Origin of the sequence: Paenibacillus sp. FSL R7-0179, from assembly GCF_038002265.1 — a bacterium.
Lineage (GTDB): Bacteria > Bacillota > Bacilli > Paenibacillales > Paenibacillaceae > Paenibacillus_AQ.
Genome location: NZ_JBBOCC010000002.1, coordinates 2,484,724 through 2,507,652, shown reverse-complemented (window position 1 = coordinate 2,507,652; position 22,929 = coordinate 2,484,724). Strand labels below are relative to the sequence as shown.

The 22,929-nt window shown below is 53.0% G+C and carries 19 protein-coding genes and 1 pseudogene; 6 read left to right on the top strand and 14 right to left on the bottom strand.

The window, feature by feature from the left end; all coding sequences use genetic code 11:
* Positions 1–163 precede the first annotated feature (163 nt).
* The 3 genes and pseudogenes from MKX63_RS27380 to MKX63_RS27370 form a co-directional block, all read right to left on the bottom strand.
* Positions 164–829: pseudogene (locus MKX63_RS27380) on the bottom strand (ABC transporter ATP-binding protein); the annotation flags it as partial.
* A 47-nt stretch (positions 830–876) separates the two neighbouring features.
* The gene (locus tag MKX63_RS27375) at positions 877–3,495 is read right to left on the bottom strand and encodes a hypothetical protein (RefSeq protein WP_341021630.1); all 2,619 of its coding nucleotides are present in this window, start codon (positions 3,493–3,495) and stop codon (positions 877–879) included.
* A gap of 184 nt (positions 3,496–3,679) precedes the next feature.
* A complete protein-coding gene (locus MKX63_RS27370) occupies positions 3,680–4,513 on the bottom strand; it encodes a helix-turn-helix transcriptional regulator (protein WP_341021629.1) in 834 nt (277 codons plus the stop codon).
* Positions 4,514–4,657: 144 nt separating this feature from the next.
* On the opposite strand from MKX63_RS27370, the gene MKX63_RS27365 reads away from it, so the two are divergent.
* The 3 genes from MKX63_RS27365 to MKX63_RS27355 all read left to right on the top strand — a co-directional run bounded on the left by MKX63_RS27365 (position 4,658) and on the right by MKX63_RS27355 (position 8,404).
* Complete coding sequence (locus MKX63_RS27365; RefSeq protein ID WP_341021628.1) at positions 4,658–6,721, top strand: beta-galactosidase; 2,064 nt, start codon at positions 4,658–4,660, stop codon at positions 6,719–6,721.
* Positions 6,722–7,367: 646 nt separating this feature from the next.
* Positions 7,368–8,087, top strand: coding sequence for an AzlC family ABC transporter permease (locus tag MKX63_RS27360; RefSeq protein WP_341023310.1), 720 nt, complete (start codon positions 7,368–7,370; stop codon positions 8,085–8,087).
* Positions 8,078–8,404, top strand: coding sequence for an AzlD domain-containing protein (locus MKX63_RS27355; protein ID WP_341021626.1), 327 nt, complete (start codon positions 8,078–8,080; stop codon positions 8,402–8,404). The genes MKX63_RS27360 and MKX63_RS27355 overlap by 10 nt, the downstream gene beginning before the upstream one ends.
* Here the strand turns inward: MKX63_RS27355 and MKX63_RS27350 are convergent.
* The 7 genes from MKX63_RS27350 to MKX63_RS27320 all read right to left on the bottom strand — a co-directional run bounded on the left by MKX63_RS27350 (position 8,384) and on the right by MKX63_RS27320 (position 14,832).
* On the bottom strand, positions 8,384–8,857 hold the full coding sequence (locus MKX63_RS27350; RefSeq protein WP_341021623.1) for an alpha/beta hydrolase: 474 nt from the start codon (positions 8,855–8,857) through the stop codon (positions 8,384–8,386). The two genes, MKX63_RS27355 and MKX63_RS27350, sit on opposite strands and share 21 nt — an antisense overlap.
* On the bottom strand, positions 8,823–9,065 hold the full coding sequence (locus MKX63_RS27345) for a MerR family DNA-binding transcriptional regulator (RefSeq protein ID WP_341021621.1): 243 nt from the start codon (positions 9,063–9,065) through the stop codon (positions 8,823–8,825). Before MKX63_RS27345 ends, MKX63_RS27350 begins: the two co-directional genes overlap by 35 nt.
* 43 nt (positions 9,066–9,108) lie before the next feature.
* Positions 9,109–10,443 (bottom strand): hypothetical protein, encoded by a 1,335-nt coding sequence (locus MKX63_RS27340; RefSeq protein ID WP_341021619.1) that lies wholly within the window; start codon positions 10,441–10,443, stop codon positions 9,109–9,111.
* Entirely contained in the window at positions 10,440–11,525 is a 1,086-nt protein-coding gene (locus tag MKX63_RS27335) for a DUF58 domain-containing protein (RefSeq protein WP_341021617.1), read from the bottom strand. Before MKX63_RS27335 ends, MKX63_RS27340 begins: the two co-directional genes overlap by 4 nt.
* A gap of 3 nt (positions 11,526–11,528) precedes the next feature.
* On the bottom strand, positions 11,529–12,506 hold the full coding sequence (locus tag MKX63_RS27330; protein WP_341021616.1) for an AAA family ATPase: 978 nt from the start codon (positions 12,504–12,506) through the stop codon (positions 11,529–11,531).
* Between the two features lie 372 nt (positions 12,507–12,878).
* Positions 12,879–13,856 (bottom strand): aldo/keto reductase, encoded by a 978-nt coding sequence (locus MKX63_RS27325; protein WP_341023308.1) that lies wholly within the window; start codon positions 13,854–13,856, stop codon positions 12,879–12,881.
* Between the two features lie 115 nt (positions 13,857–13,971).
* The gene (locus MKX63_RS27320) at positions 13,972–14,832 is read right to left on the bottom strand and encodes a DUF421 domain-containing protein (RefSeq protein WP_341021615.1); all 861 of its coding nucleotides are present in this window, start codon (positions 14,830–14,832) and stop codon (positions 13,972–13,974) included.
* A 220-nt stretch (positions 14,833–15,052) separates the two neighbouring features.
* Between MKX63_RS27320 and MKX63_RS27315 the strand changes: the two genes are divergently transcribed.
* Positions 15,053–15,259, top strand: a complete 207-nt coding sequence (locus MKX63_RS27315) for a DUF1657 domain-containing protein (protein ID WP_036728736.1) — start codon at positions 15,053–15,055, stop codon at positions 15,257–15,259.
* Positions 15,260–15,350: 91 nt separating this feature from the next.
* Here MKX63_RS27315 and MKX63_RS27310 read toward each other — a convergent pair whose 3' ends face one another.
* Positions 15,351–15,902, bottom strand: a complete 552-nt coding sequence (locus MKX63_RS27310; protein WP_341021614.1) for a class I SAM-dependent methyltransferase — start codon at positions 15,900–15,902, stop codon at positions 15,351–15,353.
* A 197-nt stretch (positions 15,903–16,099) separates the two neighbouring features.
* Between MKX63_RS27310 and MKX63_RS27305 the strand changes: the two genes are divergently transcribed.
* A complete protein-coding gene (locus tag MKX63_RS27305; RefSeq protein ID WP_341021613.1) occupies positions 16,100–18,043 on the top strand; it encodes an AraC family transcriptional regulator in 1,944 nt (647 codons plus the stop codon).
* Positions 18,044–18,238: 195 nt separating this feature from the next.
* Here the strand turns inward: MKX63_RS27305 and MKX63_RS27300 are convergent, their stop codons facing one another.
* Both MKX63_RS27300 and MKX63_RS27295 read right to left on the bottom strand, forming a co-directional pair.
* Complete coding sequence (locus tag MKX63_RS27300) at positions 18,239–19,306, bottom strand: Gfo/Idh/MocA family protein (RefSeq protein WP_341021612.1); 1,068 nt, start codon at positions 19,304–19,306, stop codon at positions 18,239–18,241.
* A 15-nt stretch (positions 19,307–19,321) separates the two neighbouring features.
* Positions 19,322–20,209, bottom strand: coding sequence for a sugar phosphate isomerase/epimerase family protein (locus tag MKX63_RS27295; RefSeq protein ID WP_341021611.1), 888 nt, complete (start codon positions 20,207–20,209; stop codon positions 19,322–19,324).
* A gap of 123 nt (positions 20,210–20,332) precedes the next feature.
* On the opposite strand from MKX63_RS27295, the gene MKX63_RS27290 reads away from it, so the two are divergent.
* Entirely contained in the window at positions 20,333–21,226 is an 894-nt protein-coding gene (locus MKX63_RS27290; protein ID WP_341021610.1) for a helix-turn-helix transcriptional regulator, read from the top strand.
* Positions 21,227–21,550: 324 nt separating this feature from the next.
* Here MKX63_RS27290 and MKX63_RS27285 read toward each other — a convergent pair whose 3' ends face one another.
* Positions 21,551–22,711: a Gfo/Idh/MocA family protein gene (locus tag MKX63_RS27285; RefSeq protein WP_341021609.1), complete on the bottom strand. Its 1,161-nt coding sequence runs from the start codon at positions 22,709–22,711 to the stop codon at positions 21,551–21,553.
* Between the last annotated feature and the right edge of the window lie 218 nt (positions 22,712–22,929).

Below are 22,929 nucleotides of genomic sequence, written 5' to 3'. Positions count from 1 at the left end.
CTACAGCTTCCTGTTCAGCTCCTGCAGCTAATTGTTCTTCGACCTCTACCATGGTCTGCGGTTCAGCTTCCTCAGCAATTTGCTCTTCCATCTGTACTTCTGTCTGCAGCTCAAGCTGCGGTTCGCTCTGCGGCTCTGTTACTGAGTGCGGTTCTGTCTGCGATTCGGTGACCAGGAAGCCGTCCTTCAGCGTGAAAATCCGCTGCATTTGTTCAGCCACCTTATATTCATGCGTAACGACAATAAATGTCGTCTTCATCGTACGGTTCAGGTTCAGCAGAATGCCGATAATCTCTTCCTCAGTCTTGGAATCCAGATTTCCTGTAGGTTCATCTGCGAAGATGACCGACGGCTCTGTGATCAGTGACCGGGCGATACTGACACGCTGCTGCTGTCCCCCGGAGAGCTGCGAGGGGAAGAGATCTGCCTTGTCAGGAATCCCCACCTGTTCCAGCAGCGCAAGCGCCTTGGCCTTACGGGCCCTGGGAGAGACTGACTGGAAGACGAGCGGCAGCTCCACGTTCTCGCGGACCGTCAGGCTGGTAATCAGCTCATACGCCTGAAAGATAAATCCGATGTTCTTGCGGCGGAACTCGGCAAGCTTATTCTCGCCCATCTTCACAATGTCCTGATCAGCAATGTAGATATGACCTTCGGTGGGCTTCATCAAGCCGGCCATCAGGTTGAGTAGCGTTGACTTACCGGAGCCTGAACTGCCCAGCAGGGCAACCATTTCTCCCTTTTTGACGGCGAAATTGATTTTATGAAGAACGGAGGTCCATTCATTACCGCTTTTGTACGAATGCGTAATATCTTCAACACGCAACATGGAAGCTGCTCCTTTTTTGGCGGTATATTTAGTTGAGCGGATGACGGTTATTCCTGTGTCTTGTTCGGAACCACGTTAGTGACTATAAAGGACTGGCTGCCCAGCATCAGACGTTCACCCTGGAATTCATCATAGAAAGCTAACTTATAAGCGCCGCCGTCCATCGTCTTGTACAAGGGTCTGCTGAGGGAGAAGGAATACTGGTTGTTCGTCCCTTCGATCAGGTCTGTGCCCAGTGTAAGAACCTTCTCGGTAGCGATGCCTAACGGATCGGTAATCTGCAGAATCAGCTTATGCTCCAGAACCCCTGCATCGTAGATATTATCCTTCCTCAGGCTGTAATTCATTGTAATATCTATAGTGTCTGATGATTTCATCCGCTTGCCTTCAGAGGTCAGAACAGAAATCGTATAAGGATATAATACCGTGGATTCCAGTGTATTCTTCGGTACATTCGCCTGCGGATTCAGCTGAAGCGCAGCCACATTGACGAATCCGGTAGCTTCTTCCTTGGCCTCAATCAGCTTGCCTTCTTTGATACCGGCACCCAGGTAGAGCGAGACATCCGCGAGGTCCGTAGCCTTAGGCACCTTAGCCCATAAGACCACGAGCTGCTTGGCGCCCGGAGACGCGCTGTTCTCCGACTGGCTGGTGCCTGCCTCGAAATACTGTCCGTCCTTGGTCTTAAAGTAAGCCTGGAGACGGGCCATTTTGCTCTGTCTTTTCTCTTCACTGCTCAAATAGAGCTCTGTGTATACCAGATTGTGGCTTTCTCCCTGGTAGACCGTTGTCCGGTTCTCCTGTACGCTGGCCGTTTTGCCTTTGCCGCTAATGGTGTAGCTCTTGCCCTGCTCGATGGTCGGAATACTGTTAATCGAGTTGCTGACACTGACATCCAGGAACGCAGCGGTCTCTGAATTCTGTGTGCCGTTCAGGACAATCCGCATATCCTGGAACTCTGACGTATAGGCGATTTTGCCAAGTACATACAGCTCTGCCGACTTCCCTGGCGCAAGGACAGAAGTATCCTTATTGTCCATATACAGCTCTGTAGTCACGGGCAGGCTTTCTTTATCCAGCTTAATGGTTCCCTTCAGCTCAGGCAGCGTAAGAGATACGTTCTGGGTATTGGTGATTCTCAGTCTGGCAGCCAGCATATCATCATCTCTCCAAGGATAACGCTGCAGAGACTCTATACTGTACGAGAAGGAGCCGTATGAATTCGTGGTCATATACTCCTGGCCAGTCGTGACTTCCGTACGCAGTGCATATGGAATGACAAAGTAGGCTACCGGAAAAATCATTTTGGCAGTCGGTGTTGCAGGAGCCGCAGCGGATGGAGTCCCAGTATTACCGGTATTACCGGTATTTCCGGTTGACTCGCCGGTCCCGTTTGATTCAGGTACATTAATGCTCTCAGCACCTACCGACTCTATCATCATAAGCTGCAACCCGGATTGATCGACTTCAAGCGGCACCTTGACCGTAAGCGGTACAATTTTGGTCTCTAGCGGCTTGAGGGTTACTCCGCTTACACCTTTGGAGCTCACCGGAAAGACCTTGCCCTTGACCGATTTGACCGCCAGGTCGTAGCTAGGCAGGGTTACCGCCCTGTTGCCGGTATTCTTAAGCTGCATCTGGAACGTCCATACCGCATCTGCATCCTGTGCGTACACATTGGCATTGCGGAGCAGCGTGTCTACTGTGTTGTTATTGACTACAATCTTTTTGACTACCCCGCTGCCGACAACCAGATTAGGCGAGCTTGCTGCAGGCAGCTTATAAGAGGACTTGGCCAGCTCCAGCTTCGCGGTTTCATCCTTCTTCGTGAATTGCAGCTTCATATTATCTGTTTTGAGATAGGCCGGGATTTCGGTAATGTAATAAATGCTCCGCTTCTCCTGCGGCTGAATTTTGTAATCCGCCTGTGTGCCGCTCAGCGCCAGCTCGAAGGAAGTGCCGCTGGCAGATACCAGATACGCCGAATAACCCGGATCACTGAGGACCTTATTGCCCTTGTTGGTTAGACTGACTCCTACTTTGGCATAGACCTTTCCGCTGTATTTATAGAGCTGGAGAGAGTCTGCACTGGCTGCGACGGGAATGTCGTTCATGACTGTACCTAGGCTTGTTCCAACTGCAGCCGTAGTTGAATAATTAGCGGGCACTCCAAAAGATCCCGCCTGCTTCAGATACCCTTTCGTCTTGGCATCCCAGACCAGCATCGAGATTTTAATCCCCTGCAAAGAGGAGGTTTGTCCCACATTTACATAATAGGTCACGCTAAGGCTTTCTTTGGCACCGACTTTCTTCTTCAGGGCATCCGCACCTAAGGGATTACCCGGAAGCACTGAACCTCCCGGAGTGACCACACGTGAGAAATAGTGCATTAAGCTGGCGCTTGAATTGCCTGAATTCGTATATTTAAGTGTGTATGACAAAATGCTCCCGCCAGGCTGGCTCCATATGTTGATATTCTCCAGTACTGCGGTCACTCCGGCACCCATGGGAACGGAATTGAACTTGAATGCCGCCGGAGCGGATACTGCGGGGGGCTTCGCCGCCGGGGCTGCATGTGCAGCAGGCGCAGTGATACTTCCAGCCACCTGGCCGGCAACGAGTGAACTCACCAGCAATGCAGCATATGTAACTCTATACTTTCTCATTTATTTCCCTCCAGATGTATTTACTAGCAATAGTATAGTTGCTCAGCGCGTGGAATTTGTATCCACTTTGTAACCCTTTGTTTCCATTTGTAACCTTCTCTTACTCAACCAAGGCTGCCACGGTGTGAAAACTGCCATAAATGTAACAAACTTTCTTGATACTTGGTCCTAAAAAAGCTTGATTCTATGAGTTGAAGGAACGTCTGTATTGGTTCGGCGGCATCCCTTCGAGCTGTCTGAACACCTTGATGAAATAACTGGATTGTTGAAAACCGCTCTGCAGCGCAATTTGCGCAACGGACAGCTTGGTGGAAGCCAGCAGCAGCTTGGCCCGGGCCATCCGGCAATCGCTTAAATACCGGTTCGGCGTCTTGCCCATAATGCTGCGGAACAGACGGAGAAAATGGTAGCTGCTGTAACCGGCAAGGCTGGCCATGGACTCCAGCGTCCAGGACCGCTCACACTCACTGTAGATTCTGTCGGCGGTAAGCCGGATGGAATGCCGGATCTCCAGCGGAACGGAGCCGTGGAGCGGCTCGGAGTTCTGCATCAGCGTAACCAGAATCTCATAGAGCAGTGTAGAGAGGCGCGGTTCACTCCGGGTCTCATAGCCTGCGCTGAGCCGGTACATTTCCTCGAAGAGCGCTTCATAGCCGGTGGCGGGATCGAAGGTGAAGAAGTAGCCGCGTGTCTGATCCGCCTCCTCCAGCATAGTCAGAGGCATCGCCGTGGTGAAGTGCATCCAGCGCACATCCCAGGCGTCTCCGGGATCAGAACCATACTGCTGATAAGCTCCCCTGGGGAAAAGAAACCCGCTGCCCCGCCTCATGGATATCCGCTCCCCTCCCTGAAATACGTACCCTTCTCCGCCGAAAACCATGTGGAGATTGTAGCTGTTCAGGAACCCCTCGCTTCTGCGTTCTGCATGCTCCGGGAAGTCGCTGTAATGCCCCAGCATCTCAGGATAACATACATAGTGGGCATAAGCGGGCTGCGGCAGAACCCAGTGCTTTCTCATGTGAATCTCCTCCTGCCATGCGCTGACTCAAGCACGCAATATAATCATATAATAGCAATATTCTGTTATATAAGTGGATACACTGCTGATAATACAATAGATTGGTAGCTTAAATAAAGCATATTTTTACACTTGGAGGTTATGATGAAGAAACCTGTTGCAGCAGAACGATTTGAACTGGGCGTCTGCTATTATCCCGAGCACTGGCCTGAATCCATGTGGGCTGACGATTACCGCCGTATGATTGAAACCGGATTCACCATTGTACGTCTGGCTGAGTTCGCCTGGTCCATTTTTGAACCGGAAGAAGGCGTGTTTCAATATGATCTGTTTGACCGCGCGGTCGACATGGCGCACAGCCACGGGCTGAAGGTCATTCTGGGAACGCCTACGGCCACTCCGCCTGCCTGGCTTACCGAGAAGTACCCAGAGGCTCTGAATGTTACTTATGAAGGTGTGACGCTACAGCACGGCATGCGCCGCCATTACAATTACAGCAGTCCCAAATACCGCGAGCTCTGTGCCCGAATCGTAACGAAGCTCGCTGAACATTACGGCAATCATCCGGGTGTTGTCGGCTGGCAGATTGACAACGAGCTGAACTGTGAGATCAATGTGTTCTACTCGGAGAGTGATCATCAGGCCTTCCGCCTTTGGCTTCAGGACAAGTATGTCACCCTGGACAAGCTTAATCAGGCTTGGGGCACGGTGTTCTGGAATCAGACGTATACGAGCTGGTCACAGGTCTGCCTCACCCGGCCTACCCCTTCACCGAACCAGCCGAACCCTCACCAGGCTCTGGATGAGAAGCGCTTCATCTCAGATAACACCATCCATTTCGCCACAATCCAGGCTGATATCCTCCGGGAACTGGCCCCTAATCAGTGGGTGACCACGAACGGTCTGTTCGGACACCTGGACAGCCATGAGCTGAATGATCAGCTGCTGGATTTCTTCAGCTATGACTCGTACCCGCAGTTCTCCACCATCGGCTTCGATCCGGCTGAGGTGAACCCGATGCTTGACCGCGGCTGGGGATTGTCCCTGTCGGCTGTACGTTCGGTCAGCAGCAACTTCTGTGTCATGGAGCAGCAATCCGGTCCGGGAGGCTGGGTTAACCGGCTGGACATGCCTTCACCAAAGCCTGGACAAATGCGGCTCTGGACGTACCAGTCCATCGCCCACGGCGCAGACATGCTGCTCTATTTCCGCTGGCGGACCGCCACGATGGGCAATGAGATCTATTGGCATGGCTTGAACGACTACCATAACCAGCCTAACCGGAGAGTTAGAGAGGCGGAGCAGATCGGCCGCGAGCTGGCGAGCATCGGTCCGCAGTTCATCGGCAGCCGGACTCAGGCGAGCATTGCCATCGTGCGTGATTATGACAATGAGTGGGACGGGGAATATGATGTCTGGCACGGCCCGTTCATGTGGCAGAGCAACAAGGAATGGTTCAAGGCTCTGCAGCGGAAGCATATTCCGAATGACGTGCTGTACCTGCGCAGCCATACCACCCTTGCAGAGCTTGCCCGCTATGAGGTGCTGGTCTACCCGCATCCGGCGATTATGACCGATGATACGGCAGCCCTGCTGGACCAGTATGTACAGCAAGGCGGGAAGCTGGTCTTCGGCTGCCGCACAGGCTATAAGGATATTACCGGACAATGCTACATGCGGCCTTTTCCCGGAGCGGCGCAGGAGATGTGCGGGGTTACGGTTGAAGAATTCACGCTGGTCAAAGGAACGCGCAAGCCGACCTCCATCCGGTGGAACCATGACCCTGAAGCGCTGACGGGTGCAGATGCCTTCAATGACATTTTGCAGGTGGAAGAGGATAGTGTCGAGATTATGGCAACCTATGCGACCGATTACTATGCCGGCAAACCGGCAGTAACCCGTAACACCCGGGGCCAAGGCGAGGTGTGGTATTACGGGGCTGTGTTCAATGAGCCTGCTGTGCTGCAGATGCTTGGCAGCCTGGGTCTGGTCTCGCCAGCCGCAGATTGGGCGGAGCTGCCGCCTGAGGTTGAATTGCAGATTCGCTCCACAGGGGAAGACGTCTCTTCCGGTGTTGCGTTCCTGCTCAACTACAGCGAAGAACCGGCACAGATTGTGCTTAAGACAGCCAAGACGGATCTCTTAAGCGGCCAGACCCTGTCGGGGAGCTATACGATGGAAGGATTCGGCGTACTGGTGTTGAAATAACCGTGAACTCCAAAAGGGTTCCGCTGCCGCAGATCGCTCTGCGGACGGCGGAACCCTTTTCACAGTTTTTACAGTTACAGCTAATATTCCCTTGCAATTCGCTATGAATTATTAGATATTAATACAATGTATTTATTACCGGCGCCTAATCCATAGATTTAAACGTGTGAATATGATCATTACCGGACCTTAATGAGCCAGTGCTAATCCCGCAGCAGTCATTCGTATGCTGTATGTTGGCGCTGGAGTGATAGCAACTGCATTTTGTACATTAGAATACTGTAAAAAAGACTTTGAAATAGAATCTACTGTATTCTGTACAATTGAATGTTGAGAAAGGGCTATTTTTCATCCAAAACACAACATTCTACTGTATGAAATACAATAGATTCTCATTTCACGGTCAGCTATGCATTTTCTATTGCATGAAATACAATCACCTATTTATATGTAAGAGTAGCAGACGGCAGACGGGGCAGGATCGTCCTAATAGCAGCTCATTGTTCATTCTCAGACTTTAACACCCCTGAGGTTCATTTTTTACAGTTTTCAAGCTAACTCTGTTCTAGTCATTATTCCATTACCCGGAAGGAGCATGCCTGTGAAGCCAGAATCCATTCATCAGGAGCCGCTATCCGGCGGCAGCCTGGTTACAGAGAGCCCAAGTGTGCCGGAGAGCAGCGATACGTTCTGGCAAGGGGTCAAGGACTGCCTCCCCACTCTGCTCGGTTATCTCAGTATCGGGTTCGCCGCAGGAGTTGTGGAGAAAACAGCGGGGCTGACCCTTGCCGAAATCGCCATGATCTCAATTATCCTGTATGCCGGTTCGGCCCAGTTTATTGCCGCTGGTATGATTGCCTCCGGGAGCAGCGCCTCCGGGATTGTCATTACGATTCTGCTGGTTAACCTGCGTCATCTGCTGTTAAGCGCAGCATTGTCGCCTTACTTCCGGCATCTGCCCCCGCTGCGCAACCTGCTGATCGGCTCATTGCTCACAGATGAGACCTTCGGCGTAGCCATTCAGAAGAGTGCCGCAAGGAAGCAAATCAGCGAGAGATGGATGCACGGCTTGAATATTACCGCCTATCTGAACTGGTTCCTGGCCAATATCGCCGGCGCTATTCTCGGTCAATGGATATCCAGCCCCGAGAAGTGGGGACTGGATTTCGCCCTTCCGGCTATGTTCATCGGACTGCTGGTCCTGACCATTATGGGACGGCGCAAGTATAGACGGGATATCACTGTCGGAATAGCAGCTGCTGCGGTGGCCGTGCTCGTCTCTGTGCTGTGGTCACCCAGTATGGGTGTCATAGCTGCCGCGCTGGTAGCCTCAACGATTGGAGTAGTGATGGAACAATGGAAATAAGACTTGATATTGCTATGATCATTCTCGGAGCCGCGTTCGTTACCTTCATTCCGCGTGTCCTTCCGCTGATGCTGCTAAGCCGGATCACGATCCCGGAATGGGGCATGCGCTGGCTGAGCTATGTGCCGATTGCAGTCATGGCTGCTTTGGTTGCCCAAGAGCTGCTCGTAACCGGCGGCAGGTTCGCAGTCCTGTCCACCAATGTGGAGCTAATCGCCGCCCTCCCCACCTTCTGGGTAGCCGTCAAGACCCGCAGTCTGCTGGCCACTGTAATAACCGGTATTGTGACGCTGATGCTACTGCGTCTGCTGTTCTGACTCTGTTGACTGATACGCTATTCTCTTAATGAAGCTGCCTATATTTCCGATGGCCTGCTGCGCTTCAGGAAGCATGGCAGCCATCAGCTGAAAGGCGCACCACATGTTCTCCCAGACTTGAAGCTCTACAGTGATGCCCGCCGCCCTTCCTTGTTCAGCCAAGCGCTCTGCATCACTCAGCAGCACCTCATGATTCCCCGCCTGTATGAGCAAGGGTGGCAAGCCCCGGAGATCCATTCTTAGCGGTGACAATATCGCAGGCCACGCACCGCCAAAGTCCCCCATATATTCCAGAATAATCTTCTGATTCGCTTCCCGGCTTCCTGTCGGGTCCGTTCCCGCACAGCTGTCATAAGACTCCCCGTCCAAATGAACAAGATCGGCATGGGGAGATAGAAGGCAGGCAGCAGCAGGGAGCCTATCCCCCTGCTCCCGCAGCGTAATTAAGGTCATCAGCGCAAGCGTGGCTCCGATGGAATCTCCGCAGAGTATTGGCATTACGGATAAAAGCAATCCGGAGAAGCGTCTCCTCCGGATACAGCCGATACCCGCCTGCTGAACGCTGCGGCAGCGGGATCAGCCCCTTTTTCTCATAGAACCTGAGCGTCTCCATATTAAGCTGAGCCTCTTTTGCCAGCTCACTGCGCAGATAAGGGGTCATCCTTGCCGCTCCTCTCCCATATTCGCTGAATGAGATGATTCAGCTACAGCTTCAACTGCTCCTTAAGCGCTGCCACCTCAGCGGCAGTTAGTTCAGGCAGCTCCTCCTCGGTGTAACGGGCCTTATTATATAGACCGAGCAGCCGGTCTTGAATGGGTTGACCGCTGCGAGGGTGCTTGTTCGTACGCTTCTGGCCTTGCGACCAGGCAGCTACATCCGCAGCTGTCTCCTGCGGAGTCAGGTAGGGCTTCACCTCATACCCTTCCGCATGTCTGGCCCGCAGCCAGTGCCGGTAGAGCCAACGGATGCGTTCGCGGCTTCCGTCCATCCCCTCCCAGCGGTCCCGGCGGCTGGCTGGTGTCAGCTTGGAACGCACGTACTGCCGGAAGTCCTGAACAGTCTGCTCCCAGTTGAAGAGGCTGGTCTCCTCATCCTGATACCCCGAAACTGCTGGCGTCTCCCTGCGCAGCAGGGACAACAGCCTGTCCATCGCTCTGCGCAGGATACCGCCTGTATTTCTGTATAACCAACGCAGGATAAAATACAGTACCGCAAGAATGGCTGCCGCTCCCAGAATATAGAAGCCTATATTTAGAATCATCGACAGCAGGCCCGGTTCACCCGGCTCCGCAGCAGGCATGGAAGGGATGGTCTCAGGCGGTGCTTCTGCTGGCGGTGTCTCCTCAGAACCGGAGGATAACCGGCTGAGCCAGGCGAAGAATGCCCGTGTCATATTCCATAGCAGCATTCCTGCCGCCTTGCCGCCCCCCGCTGCAAGCAGTGCTGCCAGTATAATGAAACCGCCCACGAACATCCTGTTATGCCGCCGCAGGCCTTGAGGCAGATTTCCTGCACCTCCGTTCAAGGAGCTATAACGCAGGTGGGTGCTATTCGTAGCCAGCAGTGCCAGGATCAGACACAAGCTGCCGCTCCAGGTGAGCACCGCTGCACTCGGCTGGAGACCGGGTACACGCGAGAAGACAATAGAAGCAACAAAATAAAGTATAATCCCGCTGATATACAGCCACAGCCGGTTCGCCCTTGTAGCTGCTGTCATGCCAAGGAAGGCGGATACTGCCGCTCCGGCTGCCAGCGGCAGACCTATAAGTGTCAGCGTACCGGTTAGTGCAGCTGCTATAACTCCGAGAACCAGTGCAGCCAGCAGCTGCTTCCAGCGGCGGTTGCATAGCTTCCGCAGCAGTACACCAGCTGCGGCCAGGACCGGCAGCAGATAGATCCAGCGCAGCGCCTCGGCCTCCGGCTGGAAATAAGTCTGGAGCACCAGCCATACCGGGAGCAGCAGCAGCCATTCGATGAGGGCTGACATCCATATGGCGAAGTTTTCTTTGACAGCATCCGGGATTCGGGAAGTCATCATTCACCGCCCCCTTCTGCCGGAATATCCAGCCACTCTACACCGTTCCCGAGGAAGCTTAACCCTGAGGCTGCCAGCTGCAGCTCTGCCCCCCGGTGGCAGGTAATGATCAGATAATCCATATCTCCCTCCCCCTTGTCCCCTTCAATCTCCATCAGCCTGCTCATCGGCACGGTCCGGTCCAGATTCAGTCTGGCCAGCAGACCAAGGAACTCCTCGGTATGGGCTATGGACCAAGTGTCCACCGAATCTCTCGCCCCGCTTCCGTCCAGTCTTCCATTGCTGAGCAGCCGGACCTCAATTCCGTGGCTGATTGCATACTCGGCTACAGTTGCCGCATAGCGGATACCCAGCTCTATGCGCTGCACATCGGTAACCGTTCTCCACATGGACTCACTGGTCTCCACATTCAGGCAGATGACCAGCCGGGAATCGGCGGTGTAATCCTTCTTATGCACCTGCATACTTCCCGTCCGGGCTGTCGCCTTCCAGTTAATGCTGGCCAGGGAATCCCCGGCGCTGTATTCTCTTGTACCGGCGGTCAGGAACGGATCTTCGACAATCCAGCGCTTGACCAGCAGCTCTCCAAGCCAGCTGTGGACCGGCAGCGGAAGGTCATGGAAACGCAGCAGTCCGGGGTAGACCAGCAGCTCCAGATGAAGCGGGAAGGTCTTGGCGCTGCGGCTCAGTCCGAACAGATCGCCGGTAGTCATGGTTGCCGTCTCCAGGACGAAAAGGCCCCGCTCCCTGCAAGTGATATTATGGCGACGCTTGATATGGCGGAATGACCTCAGGAAGAACAGACTGACATGATTCTGTGAAATCTCTCCGCTGCTGATGCCCAGATTCTCCTGGTTACCGAATTCAAGCCCCTTGGCTATGCTGGATTCCAGCCGCAGCCATGGCAGCGGCAGCAGCTTCTTGTTCATAATCTCCTCAACCATCTCTACCTGTTCTCCGGCGTACACCGCTTTGGCAGAGAAGTAACGGGTATAGCTGACCTTCTTCAGCGCATTCCGGTCATAGATCAGCGAGATCAGGACCAACAGAATGAACGTGCTTGCAATGAACCACGGCAGTGACATGGATCACTCCACCCTTCCGCCTCTGGACAGGACCGCAGGCTCAGCAGGCACCTCGATTTCACGCAGCACCTGAAGCACTACCTCTGCCGACTGGCCTTCACGGACTCCGGGACCGCGCTGAAGAATCAGCCGGTGTGCCAGAACAGGAACCGCAACCTCTTTGATATCATCCGGGATACAGTAGCTTCTGCCCTGGATCAGTGCATATCCCTGCGAGGCGCGCAGCAGGGCGAAGGCTGCCCGGGGACTCGCTCCCAGCCGGACCGCCGGGGAGGTACGGGTAGCCTCGACTACGCGCATCATGTAAGCGAGCAGCTCGTCACTGACAGCAACCTCCGCAGCCAGACGTTGAATGTCCTGAATCTGCCGGGCCGTGGCCACCGCAGCGGTATCCTCCAGCGGGTTATTTTGACGGAATCTCTGGAGGATATGTACCCCTTCCTCAAATGTCGGATACCCGCTGGTAATCCGCATGAGGAACCGGTCCAGCTGCGCTTCCGGCAGCGGAAAGGTCCCCTGGCTGTCCACCGGATTCTGCGTAGCAATAACCAGGAACGGCCGCTCCAGCTCATGCGTCACGCCGTCAATCGTAATCTGCCGCTCCTCCATACACTCCAGCAGACTCGACTGGGTGCGCGGCGTAGCCCGGTTGATCTCATCCGCAAGCAGAATACTGGCAAATACCGGCCCGGGGCGGAACTGAAATTCGCCGGTCTTCTGATTATAGTAATTGATGCCGCTTAAGTCGGACGGCAGCAGGTCGGGCGTGAACTGAATCCGCTTGAACGTGCAGTCCAGGGAACGGGCCAATGTTTTGGCGAGCAGCGTCTTTCCAGTGCCGGGCACATCCTCCAGCAGCACATGACCATTCGCCAGCAAGGCGGTCAGCAGCAGGTTCACGCCGCCCTCTTTGCCGACAATCACTTGTGCCAGATTACTTCGAATCGATTCAATTAGAGCGGTTGCTTCTTGAAGTTTCATGAATAATAACACCATCCTATTCCAAAAAAAGGTATGTACATATAAGCTAATCATACCAGAAAGCGTCTACATTATATAATAGCTATATAAGACTCACTGAGGCTTTGAACCTGAAGCATGGTCGTCACTGCGGTGAACATTTGGACTTCCAGCCGCTGTTGTCACCCGATTTCTTTGATTTTATCCGCTCTTCGCGGTTGAAATCGGTTGACAAAGGCGGACGCTACCGCTCTTCCAGTTCCAAATTTCCCCTCCGCTTCTTTTGCTTTTTTGTTAATTTTTTTAGTTCACCTTATATAGAACGCACAAATAAGGAGCCGTCCTCCGGCTCCTGTTCAACTCAACAACTCAAATTATCATATAATACCAGTGCTAAAAGCCCATCACCGGATGAGGCACGTAAGGCTCCTCAAGCCGGCGGATCTCCTCATCAGTGAGGGTAACCGATACCGCTGCGGCAGCATCCTCCAGATGGCTCATCCGGGTTGCTCCGACTATCGGCGCTGTGACGGGCTTCTTCTGCAGCACCCAAGCTAGTGCCACCTGTGCACGGGGAATCTCCCGCTGCTCCGCAATCTCCTTCAGCCGCAGGGCCACCAGCCGGTCCGCTTCCTCCGTCTGTGCATACAACAGCTTGCCGAACTGATCACTCTCTGAACGGGTGCTCGTCTCCTGCCAGTCCCGGGTCAGCCGGCCACGGGCCAGCGGGCTCCACGGAATTACGCCGATCCCTTCCGCTTCACATAGCGGCAGCATCTCCCGTTCCTCCTCCCGGTACAGCAGATTTACGTAGTTCTGCATCGATACGAACCGGGTCCAGCCATGGCGCTCTGCGGTATGCAGTGCCTTAAGGAATTGCCACGCAGGCATGGAAGAAGCACCGATATAGCGGGCTTTGCCTGCTTTTACCACATCATGCAGGGCTTCCATCGTCTCCTCAACCGGAGTGGCCGGGTCCCAGCGGTGAATCTGATACAGGTCCACATAATCTGTGCCCAGCCGCTTCAGGCTGTGATCGATTTCGCTCAGGATGGCTTTACGCGACAGGCCGCCGCCATTAGGGCCGGGACGCATGCGTCCATGCACCTTGGTGGCTAGCACAATCTCGTCACGGGAGGCGAACTCCTTGAGGGCCCGTCCGACAATCTCTTCACTGGTCCCATCCGAATAGATATTAGCTGTGTCGAAGAAATTAATGCCCACCTCCAGCGCTTTGCGGATAAACGGCCGGCTCTCCTGCTCATTCAGCGACCAGGGATGGGTTCCGCGCTCCGGCACACCATAGCTCATACACCCCAGGCAGATCCGTGATACATCCAGTCCGGTCGTCCCCAGCTTCACATAGTCCATAATCGGCAGCATCCTCCCTATACGTGAAATAGATCCTATGAAATCGATTATAGTATACCTCTACAGCGCCCGAATGGAAAATCTCCCCCTGTTGTCCGCTTGGTCACAACTGCTGTCAATTCTGGATAAAAGGCTTCAGCTTCTGCAGCAGCTCCTGCAATTGCTCTGAACAATTTCCGTACATCTGCTTCGCCGCTTTGTTCTTGGTGGACAGACCGAACAGCTCCAGATCGGCTTCGCATTTCTTCAGCAGCGCATACAGCTGAGGCTTATCCTGCGGCTGTGGCACCTTCACATTGTCGGCATAGAGATCCACGGTAAGCTCACCGTAAGAGTCTACCTGCCCGAGGAAGACATCCTTTACAGTCAGATTCAGCTTTTCCAGCTCGGTCTGCAGCCACTTCCGGGACAGATTCAGCGTATCCAGCGGCTCATCCAGAATCTCACCATCCATAATTACTGCGAGCGTCTCCTTCTCCGGAGCGACCTTTATCCCCAGGTCCTTAGGAGTGAAGGGCTGATTCTCCTTGGTCAAAAGCACATTAATCGCACCATCCGATTCCATAATCGCAAACTCCACATCGGCCACCTTGAAGACATCCTTTTTGCGCAATTCCTCCAGCAGCTCGTCGACGCTCAGTCGCTCTTTTTTCATATTATTCTCCAGAATCTTGCCGTCCTTAATCAGCACCGTCGATTTGAAGTCAATGAAATCCCGGGCCTTCTTACTCTTGATCTGCAGATATTCGATTCCCAGCGAGCAGGCAACCCAGACGCCTAAGGCAATCAGGCCCAGATGCCAGGTCTTATCCGTATCCAGCGAGATATACGCCGCGAGGCTCCCCACCGTAATTCCCGTAATATATTCAAAAAATGACAGCTGCGAAACCTGCCGTTTACCGAGTATCTTGGTTAGAAAAAACATTACGACCACAGAAAACAAGGTCCGCAAGACAACCTCCAGCGCTTCAGGCATTCGAATAACCCCCTGTATTGTGATATTTCATGCTCTGTGTGCTCAGGCATTCTGCTTCAGTATTTGTCAAACCAGGGGTGAATTAACCAAAAGTTTTTGTGCCGGTTGATTATGCTTTGATGAGGCTGGAGTGTTTTTCCAGAATATGAGCTGCGGGAATGCAGATACTAGAATCCGTGGATGATGATCCATTTCTATGTTATGGAGGAGGGAACACCTGATGACTGTCGCCTCACAAGTCAAGACCTGCGTAGCTTCGCTGAAAAGCGCCCAGGCCAGTCTGGAGCAATTCGCCATGGAAACGCAAAATGAAGAAGCCAAGACCCTGTTTACCAATGCCGCCGAGCAGACTCAGCAGATTGTCCAGCAGGTGGAAGGACGCGTAACTGAGCTGGAAAAGGAAGAGCCGCAGTACCGGGGCTTCTAGCCCGGGCGGGCTAAATGAAGAACAGGCTGATCTTAGCGTAGCGAATTGTGCTGCGGGGATCAGCCTTTTTGTCAGGAGGAGATGTTATGTGTTATCGCTTAACGGCATCCACAATCAGCGAGACAAAACCTAATCTTTCCTCTGTATTGCGGTGGTCAAAGCGTCTGGAACGGTAGATAAATCCTCCCTCCTCATCCCAGTGGTTATAATGAAAATGCCCCGATTCATCGCAATATTCCAGCAGTCTGACCTCAAAGCCAGCCGCCGTGAACATGCCTCGCAGAGTATTGTAATTATGTACGATACGGTGGGACGCCGCCGGATGGTCCAGGGGACCCGGTCCCCCGATCTGTACTATTCTTTGATAAGTTTCATCCGGGAAATACCCATCCGGCACTGCACAGCGGATATACCCGCCAGGTGCCAGATACGAATAGCAGGTTCGTGCCGCCTGTATCCCCTCCTCATACGTCAGATGCTCCCAGACATGCTCCGCAAGGATGGCTAGTATAGAGCTTTTCTTGAACCTGACAGTCCACTCTTCTTCTTGCAAAAGATTAAGCTCCCTCTCCTCAGTATGCAGCCACCCCTGGTTATGCCGGCTTCCGCCGCTCCCAATCACCACTTTTAACTGTTCATCCATCAAGATCACTCCTTGTTCGTTACATCCACTATCTGGTATTTATTCTAAGCTTCATTACGCAGATCTGGAATGCAGCGATGTGAGGAGGATATGGAGTTATGTGACTTTCAATTTAGCAAATATTATTCAGACTGTCATTGATAATGGTTATCATTTAAAATGAGTTGTAGACAGATAATAGAGGGGAATAACGCATCATGCACATCAGCAATCAATTATTACTTTGGGATCAGGCTGCAATTAAGCTGCTCGATATCCGGCAGAAGGAGTTAGCGCGAGGCGAAGTTCTTGCTCCTTTTATCATACCTGCCAATCTCTTTTTGCTATCGGTACATGGAAGCGCACAAGTTCAGGCAGACCAGGCTGAATTTGCTTGTACAGGATTTCAACTTTTGCATTGCGGCGAAGGGGCAACCTTAAGCATCGTTCCGGTGAACGATATATTTATTTACTATATCATTTACTACAAAGCCTTGCTCCATGAAGCGAATCCTTTTCAAGAGCAGTATTGTTTCAGCCCTAAGGCTCCTCTCTCACTGTATAATAAAATTCAGCAGATACATCAGAAATGGGATCTGCCGGAAGAGCGTCTTCATGTAAAAGCACTTTTTTACCAGTTCGTTCATCTGACATTAAAGGAATTGCGCCTGCAAGAGCATGAGACTGAGGGCAGAACCACTTCTGTTGCTGTGCAGGTAATCACTTATATCCAGGAGCATTATGCGGAACCTATTACCTTAGATTCACTTGCGGAAGTGTTCAATTTCAGTGCTTATCACCTGTCTTCCTTATTTAAAGAGCATACAGGCATCAGTCCGATTGATTACTTAATCCGCTACCGGCTTGACCTTGCATCAGAGCTTCTAATGACAACAAATGCTTCTGTCGGGGAAATTGCGTCGAGCGTCGGGTATAAAGACATGTACTATTTCAGCAGGATTTATAAAAAACGAAAGGGTGTATCCCCTGCTCATCATAGAAATAGGGAGCTGAAGCAGCATAAAGTTGCTGAAAGTCCATTAAACATCCCCACATCCTCTATTTCTGATACGGGTGCTGATCTGTATATTAATAATGATAATCATTATCATAATACGGACAAAGGGGATATACATATGTTTAAATCAAAACCAAGCAGATCTGTGGCCATGGCTGCAATCCTGCTGTGCGGCTCCATGCTGATCAGTGCTTGCTCCAACGGGACGAACACAGCGGCGAAGGATTCAAGCAGCGGGAACAATAACGTAAATCAGGCAACTCCGGCTGCCACACAAGAAAGTCCGAAGACGCGGATCGTAACCACTCCAAGAGGAGACATTGAAGTGCCCGCAGAGCCGGTAAAAGTCGCGGCAGACCAATATATGGGCCATTTATTGAAACTGGGCATTGTCCCTGTCGGGGCAAGAACGTTCATGCTCGACGAAGGCTGGATGGACAAGGCGGAGATTCCCCAAGAAACACTCGAAAGAATCGAAGATCTGGGGGAATTCCCGATGAATCTGGAGAAATTAACCATGCTGGAGCCAGACCTCATTATCGGTTCCATCGAAGATTACGTTGACCAATATGAGAAGATCGGCACAACTGTTTTTCTACCATACTGGGAAGAGTTGTCAACCGCCGGACCACTTGATAAATTCAGAAGCGTAGCCGCGATATTCGGAAAAGAGCAGCAGGCAGAGGATTGGATTGCGGAATACGAACAGAAGGTTGTTGAAGCAAAGTCAAAGGTATCTAACGTCATTAAGGAAGGGGAGACGGTATCGATCGTTCAGTTTGCCGAAAAAACAGTATATGTGTTAGCAGCCACGGGCGGAAATTATGGTTCCTCCACTATCTACGAAATGCTGCAGCTGCCTCCAACAGAAAGTGCCTTACATATGAAAGAGGGGTTCGAATCGATCTCACTTGAGGTGCTTCCTGAATATTTAGGTGATTATATCTTTGTATATAATGGCGATGCTGAGATTACGAGCCAAGCAATGGAAAGTGATATATGGAAAAGTGTGCCTGCCGTGAAGAAGGGGAAAGTATTTTTATACGGGGATAATTATCATGATGAATTTGTCATGGAGGACCCCTATTCTTTGGAGCAGCAGCTGGATACGGTTGTGAACTTGTTACTGGGGACGGATAAATAATTAGACCAACAAGCAGTTGTGTTAAAAAAATTGTATCTTCGCATCCCGCTTAAACAACGGTCCGTTCGCGGAGCGTCCTCACCATGAGCTGACGTATCTCTAACTCAAAAACAAGGGGTGTCTCATGCAGCCAGTTTATGGCTTTTGAGACACCCCTTTTCGCATTCCATTTCGCTTCCTAAAATCCCCTACGCCTTACTCCCCGCCCGCCAACTCAGCGCCGTCTATGAACTCGGCAATACTCAGCTTGCGGCCTGTCCGCGCACTCTCCAGAGCGCCCAGCACCATGGCCATGCTGTAGCGGTTATCGCGGCAATCCGTCTCGGCCGGACGGCCTTCGGCCAGCGAACGGAACATTTCATCGAGGCAGCCCTGGTGAAAGGTCTCCTCCATCTGTACCTCCGGCGCTTCCAGCCGCCCATATTCATGGAGGAACTGGCCGGAGTGTTCACTCCCGGCACTAATCACCTCGGCATACGGCAGATCCCGTCCATCCCAGATCGCAGCTCCCTTTTCACCCTGCACCCGCCATGAAGCTTCCCAGGAGGTAGGCGCGCCTTCCGCACACCAGGAGCCTTGATAGCAGAACACGGAGCCGTCCGACATTTCAAAAATACAGACCGCCGCCGCATTCCCCGCATACCACGATCCCGGCGGATTGAACTCCTGGCAATACACGCTTACCGGATCAGCGCCGCTGATATAGCGGGCCTGATCGAAAGTGTGGATCGCCATATCCAGCAGCAGCGGGCTGTCCATCGCATCCCGGAAACCGCCGAAATGCGGAGCCAGGAAGAAATTCGCGCTGATAGAGCCTGTCCGCCCTATCACCCCTGACGTTATCAGCTCCCGCAATGAGCGGATGCGCGGATCATACCGGCGGTTCTGCATCACCGCATGGCTTCTGCCGGTACGTTCAGCGATATTAACGATTGAATTGCACTGCTCCATCGTCTCTGCCAGCGGCTTTTCTGCGAATACATGGCACCCGGCCTCAAGCGCACTGCTGGCAATACTGTAATGGCTGGCGGGTACCGTCACATCAAATACCAGATTAGCCGCCGTACCCGAAATCGCCTGTTCCACATCAGTAAATACCGGGCAAGTAAGCCCGTGCTTCTCTGCCATGGCCAGAGCGGACTCCCGCCGGATATCCACGAGCGCTACAATCTCTATTCTATCAGCGTGCTTCAGAGCATAGCTGATCCACTCATTAGCCATAGCCCCGCAGCCCGCCACAACCACACGATATCCTGCTGTCATCACTCTTTCCTCCAATTACACCGGGTTCGGGATGAAGCTGCCGCCCCGGCAGGTTTTGAGATAATTCAGTGCATGGACCTGACCGGTCATCTCCAGATCGTCACGGTATACAGGGTCATGCCAGCCTTCAATATCAATCGTGCCCTTGTATCCGGCTTGGCGGAGAATTGAGATCACATCTGTCCAGTTCGTATCCCCGAAGCCCGGCGTACGGTGCCACACATACGGCTGAGGTCCGTGGATTCCGTATTCCTTGATAATATCCCAGGCGATGGTGGCGTCCTTACCGTGGACATGGAAGATCTTATCCGTCCATTTGCGCAGCTGCGGGATCGGGTCAATCAGCTGCACCATCTGGTGGCAGGGCTCCCATTCCAGGCCGAGATTATCGGCATTCACCGCATTGAACATTTTCTCCCAGGCCGTAGGGTTATGCGCAATATTCCAGTCCCCCTTCTGCCAGTTCCCATCCATCGAGCAATTCTCAAAAGCGATCTTGACCCCGCGCTCCGCCGCCCGCTTCGACAGCTCACCGAACACCTCCGCGAACTTCGGAATCGACTCATCTATAGATACACCTGGCAGACGTCCGGTGAAGCCGGAGACCAGATCCGTCCCGAACAAATGGGCATGATCGATCAGCCGTTCCCAGCTGGCAACCGTATCCGAATTGTCACCTGTCCCTGTAAGCGGATTCCCGAATATGCCGACTGAAGAAATCGTGAAATCATGCTCCGCAGCCAGTTCACGCACCCGTGCCGCTGTTTCCGCCAAATCAGTAGTTCCTGTAGTCTGCCAAAAGGTTAAGCTGAAGGATTCGAATCCATGTCCAATAATCTGCGGAATGACTCTGACCGCATCCCCGCCGCCAACCAGCGTTCCGATTCTCATGGTGTCTTGCATCTTGTATACCACTCCAATATTGGTTTATAGTTAGATCAACAACCCAAGTATATCTGTCATTTCACGTAAAATCTCTACTTATCTTGTGCTAAACTAGCTGAATCTTGCGGGAGTTGAATAAAGATGAACTATCCGAAGGAACTTAAGGAATATCCAAGGCTGGAAGAGAAAACGTATCCGTTCCGTCTCTTCTTCAACAACTGCCGGGAGGTATCTCCTGAGCAGAACATCCTGTTTCTGCACTGGCATGAGCATTTCGAAATCATCATTATGCGCGAGGGTCAGGCCATTTTTCATGTGGACAGCAAGCCTTATGAAGCCGGGCCGGGGGATGTCCTGATGGTGCCCTCCGGCGGACTTCATGTCGGCTATAGCCAGTGCAGCGGTGACCTGTCGTATGTCTCGATTGTGTTCCATGCCTCGCTGTTCAAGGACCGGAACCAGGATTCCCAGCATGAGCAATTCGTAGCTCCATACCTTAATAATCTGAATCAATTCCCGGTCATGCCTGCCGCCCAGCAGCCGGAATGCGCCGCGTATTATCATTTGCTGGAGCGTGTGATTGCCGAAGTGGAGGCCAAGCAGCCGGCTTTTCAGCTCGTGGTGAAGAATCAGCTGCACCTGTTCTTTACCCTGATGTCCCGGGCCTTCCCGGCCCGGCAACGCAGCGAGCGGGAGCACAGCGAACGCCATTCGATCCACCGGGAGCGCTTCAAGCCGCTGCTGGAGCACCTGGAGAACCACGCCGATCAGAAGATGTCGATTGAGGCCGCTGCCCGTTTCGTGAATTTGAACCCTTTTCATTTCTGCAAAACCTTCAAGAAGCTCACCGGCCGGACGTTCATCGATTATGTGAATTTCTGCAGAATGGATGAGGCGCAGCGGCTGCTGCTGGAGACGGACCTGACGATTACCGAGATCTCAGGCCGGGTCGGCTGTGACAATCCGAATTACTTCACTAAGCTTTACAAGCAGTACAAAGGCTTAACCCCTTCCCAGGCGCGGAAGCAGGAGTAAATCCAAGTTGCGAGCTCCGGCCAACCATCAGGCTTACGTGGCTCGCACGCCGCTCCCGGTCCAATTGTGATCGGTTTTCCGACTACATTCCGTCCGTGCGCCACTCCCGGTCCAATTGTGATCGGTTTTTCGACTACATTTCGTCCGTGCGCCACTCCCGGTCCAATTGTGATCGGTTTTCCGACTACATTTGGCCCGCGCGCCGCTCCCGGTCCAATTGTGGTCGGTTTTTCGACTACAACCAGCTAACAGGCCCATCCCCCCTGGCAGCCAAAAAAACACCGCAGGCCATCAAGCAGCCGGCGGTGTTTCCCTGTCTTCAGCTTACATCTCAGATATCTGTACCCAACGCCGCTGCTCAATTGAACGCTCGACCGCTTCCAGCACCGCCTGGCATTTCACGCCGTCGTTGAAGTTCGGCACCGGCTGCCGCCCTTCCTCAATGGCATTCGACAGCTCCAGCATCTCATGAATGAAGGTATGCTCGAACCCGATCGTATGGCCCGGCGGCCACCACGCTTCCGCATAGTCATGGGACGGATCGGTGGCCAGCACCCGGCGGAAGCCCTGCACATCCTCGTCATCCGAGGTCAGGTAGACCTCAAGCTCATTCATCCGTTCAAAATCAAACTTCACACTGCCTAGGCTGCCGTTAATCTCGAAGGAATTGGTCGAACGGTGTCCGGCTGCGAAGCGTGTCGCCTCGAAGCTGCCCAGCGCACCGCTGCTGAAGCGGGCCAGGAACAGTGTGGCATCGTCCACGGTTACCGGACCGCGCGGCGCATCCTTGCCCGCCTTGGCACTCAGTCCAGTCATCTCCGTTGCCAGCGGGCGCTCCTTGACGAAGGTCTCGCTCATGCCGATAACCTCCTCTACATCTCCGACCAGGAAATGAGCCAGATCAATCAGATGCGCCCCCAGATCACCATGCGAGCCTGAGCCTGCAACCTCCTTCTGGAGACGCCAGACCAGCGGGAATTCCGGATCGAGAATCCAGTCTTGCAGGAACCACGCGCGGAAATGATAGATTGTGCCCAGCCGGCCGCTCTCAATCAGCCGCTTCGCCAGCCGGACCGCCGGGGAGAAACGGTAGTTGAAGCCAATCATATGCGCAATTCCCGCCTTTTCGGCAGCCGCAAGCATCTCACGAGAATCCTCCAGATTCAGGGCCAGCGGCTTCTCGCAGAAGATATGCTTGCCTGCGGCGGCAGCCGCCAGGGCAATCTCTTTATGGGCATTGCTTGGCGCATTAATATCGACCAGATCAATATCGCTGCGGGCGATCAGCTCCTTCCAGTCGGTCACACTCTCCGACCAGCCAAGCTGTGCTGCCGCCTCTGTAACCGCTTCCTCATTACGTCCGCAGATGACCGACATTTGCGGCTTAACTGCCTTGGGGAAGAACATTGGCAGACTGCGGTAAGCGTTGCTGTGGGCCTTGCCCATGAATTTATAACCTATCATTCCAATGCGTAGCTGTTTCATTTGGTGCCTCCTCACTGAATAGACTACTCGGTGTACACGCATACATTTTCTCATTCAGGCTGCGCTTTAGTCAAATGGCTTCTTGCAGGATTTATCTACAATGTTACGTGCTGCGGAGCACATTAGATGAAAATCATAATTTCCCAAGTGGAAACGGCTTTGCCGTCCTCTTAAAGGACGGTACCGTTTCAGCGAGAAATAGAAGGATAATTTATCGT

Excerpts from the sequence above, each read along its gene's own strand:
- MKX63_RS27375 (WP_341021630.1), bottom strand. The coding sequence starts at position 3,495 with ATGAGAAAGTATAGAGTTACATATGCTGCATTGCTGGTGAGTTCACTC.
- MKX63_RS27370 (WP_341021629.1), bottom strand. The coding sequence starts at position 4,513 with ATGAGAAAGCACTGGGTTCTGCCGCAGCCCGCTTATGCCCACTATGTA.
- MKX63_RS27365 (WP_341021628.1), top strand. The coding sequence starts at position 4,658 with ATGAAGAAACCTGTTGCAGCAGAACGATTTGAACTGGGCGTCTGCTAT.
- MKX63_RS27355 (WP_341021626.1), top strand. The coding sequence starts at position 8,078 with ATGGAAATAAGACTTGATATTGCTATGATCATTCTCGGAGCCGCGTTC.
- MKX63_RS27350 (WP_341021623.1), bottom strand. The coding sequence starts at position 8,857 with ATGACCTTAATTACGCTGCGGGAGCAGGGGGATAGGCTCCCTGCTGCT.
- MKX63_RS27345 (WP_341021621.1), bottom strand. The coding sequence starts at position 9,065 with ATGACCCCTTATCTGCGCAGTGAGCTGGCAAAAGAGGCTCAGCTTAAT.
- MKX63_RS27340 (WP_341021619.1), bottom strand. The coding sequence starts at position 10,443 with ATGATGACTTCCCGAATCCCGGATGCTGTCAAAGAAAACTTCGCCATA.
- MKX63_RS27335 (WP_341021617.1), bottom strand. The coding sequence starts at position 11,525 with ATGTCACTGCCGTGGTTCATTGCAAGCACGTTCATTCTGTTGGTCCTG.
- MKX63_RS27330 (WP_341021616.1), bottom strand. The coding sequence starts at position 12,506 with ATGAAACTTCAAGAAGCAACCGCTCTAATTGAATCGATTCGAAGTAAT.
- MKX63_RS27325 (WP_341023308.1), bottom strand. The coding sequence starts at position 13,856 with ATGGACTATGTGAAGCTGGGGACGACCGGACTGGATGTATCACGGATC.
- MKX63_RS27320 (WP_341021615.1), bottom strand. The coding sequence starts at position 14,832 with ATGCCTGAAGCGCTGGAGGTTGTCTTGCGGACCTTGTTTTCTGTGGTC.
- MKX63_RS27315 (WP_036728736.1), top strand. The coding sequence starts at position 15,053 with ATGACTGTCGCCTCACAAGTCAAGACCTGCGTAGCTTCGCTGAAAAGC.
- MKX63_RS27310 (WP_341021614.1), bottom strand. The coding sequence starts at position 15,902 with ATGGATGAACAGTTAAAAGTGGTGATTGGGAGCGGCGGAAGCCGGCAT.
- MKX63_RS27305 (WP_341021613.1), top strand. The coding sequence starts at position 16,100 with ATGCACATCAGCAATCAATTATTACTTTGGGATCAGGCTGCAATTAAG.
- MKX63_RS27300 (WP_341021612.1), bottom strand. The coding sequence starts at position 19,306 with ATGACAGCAGGATATCGTGTGGTTGTGGCGGGCTGCGGGGCTATGGCT.
- MKX63_RS27295 (WP_341021611.1), bottom strand. The coding sequence starts at position 20,209 with ATGCAAGACACCATGAGAATCGGAACGCTGGTTGGCGGCGGGGATGCG.
- MKX63_RS27290 (WP_341021610.1), top strand. The coding sequence starts at position 20,333 with ATGAACTATCCGAAGGAACTTAAGGAATATCCAAGGCTGGAAGAGAAA.
- MKX63_RS27285 (WP_341021609.1), bottom strand. The coding sequence starts at position 22,711 with ATGAAACAGCTACGCATTGGAATGATAGGTTATAAATTCATGGGCAAG.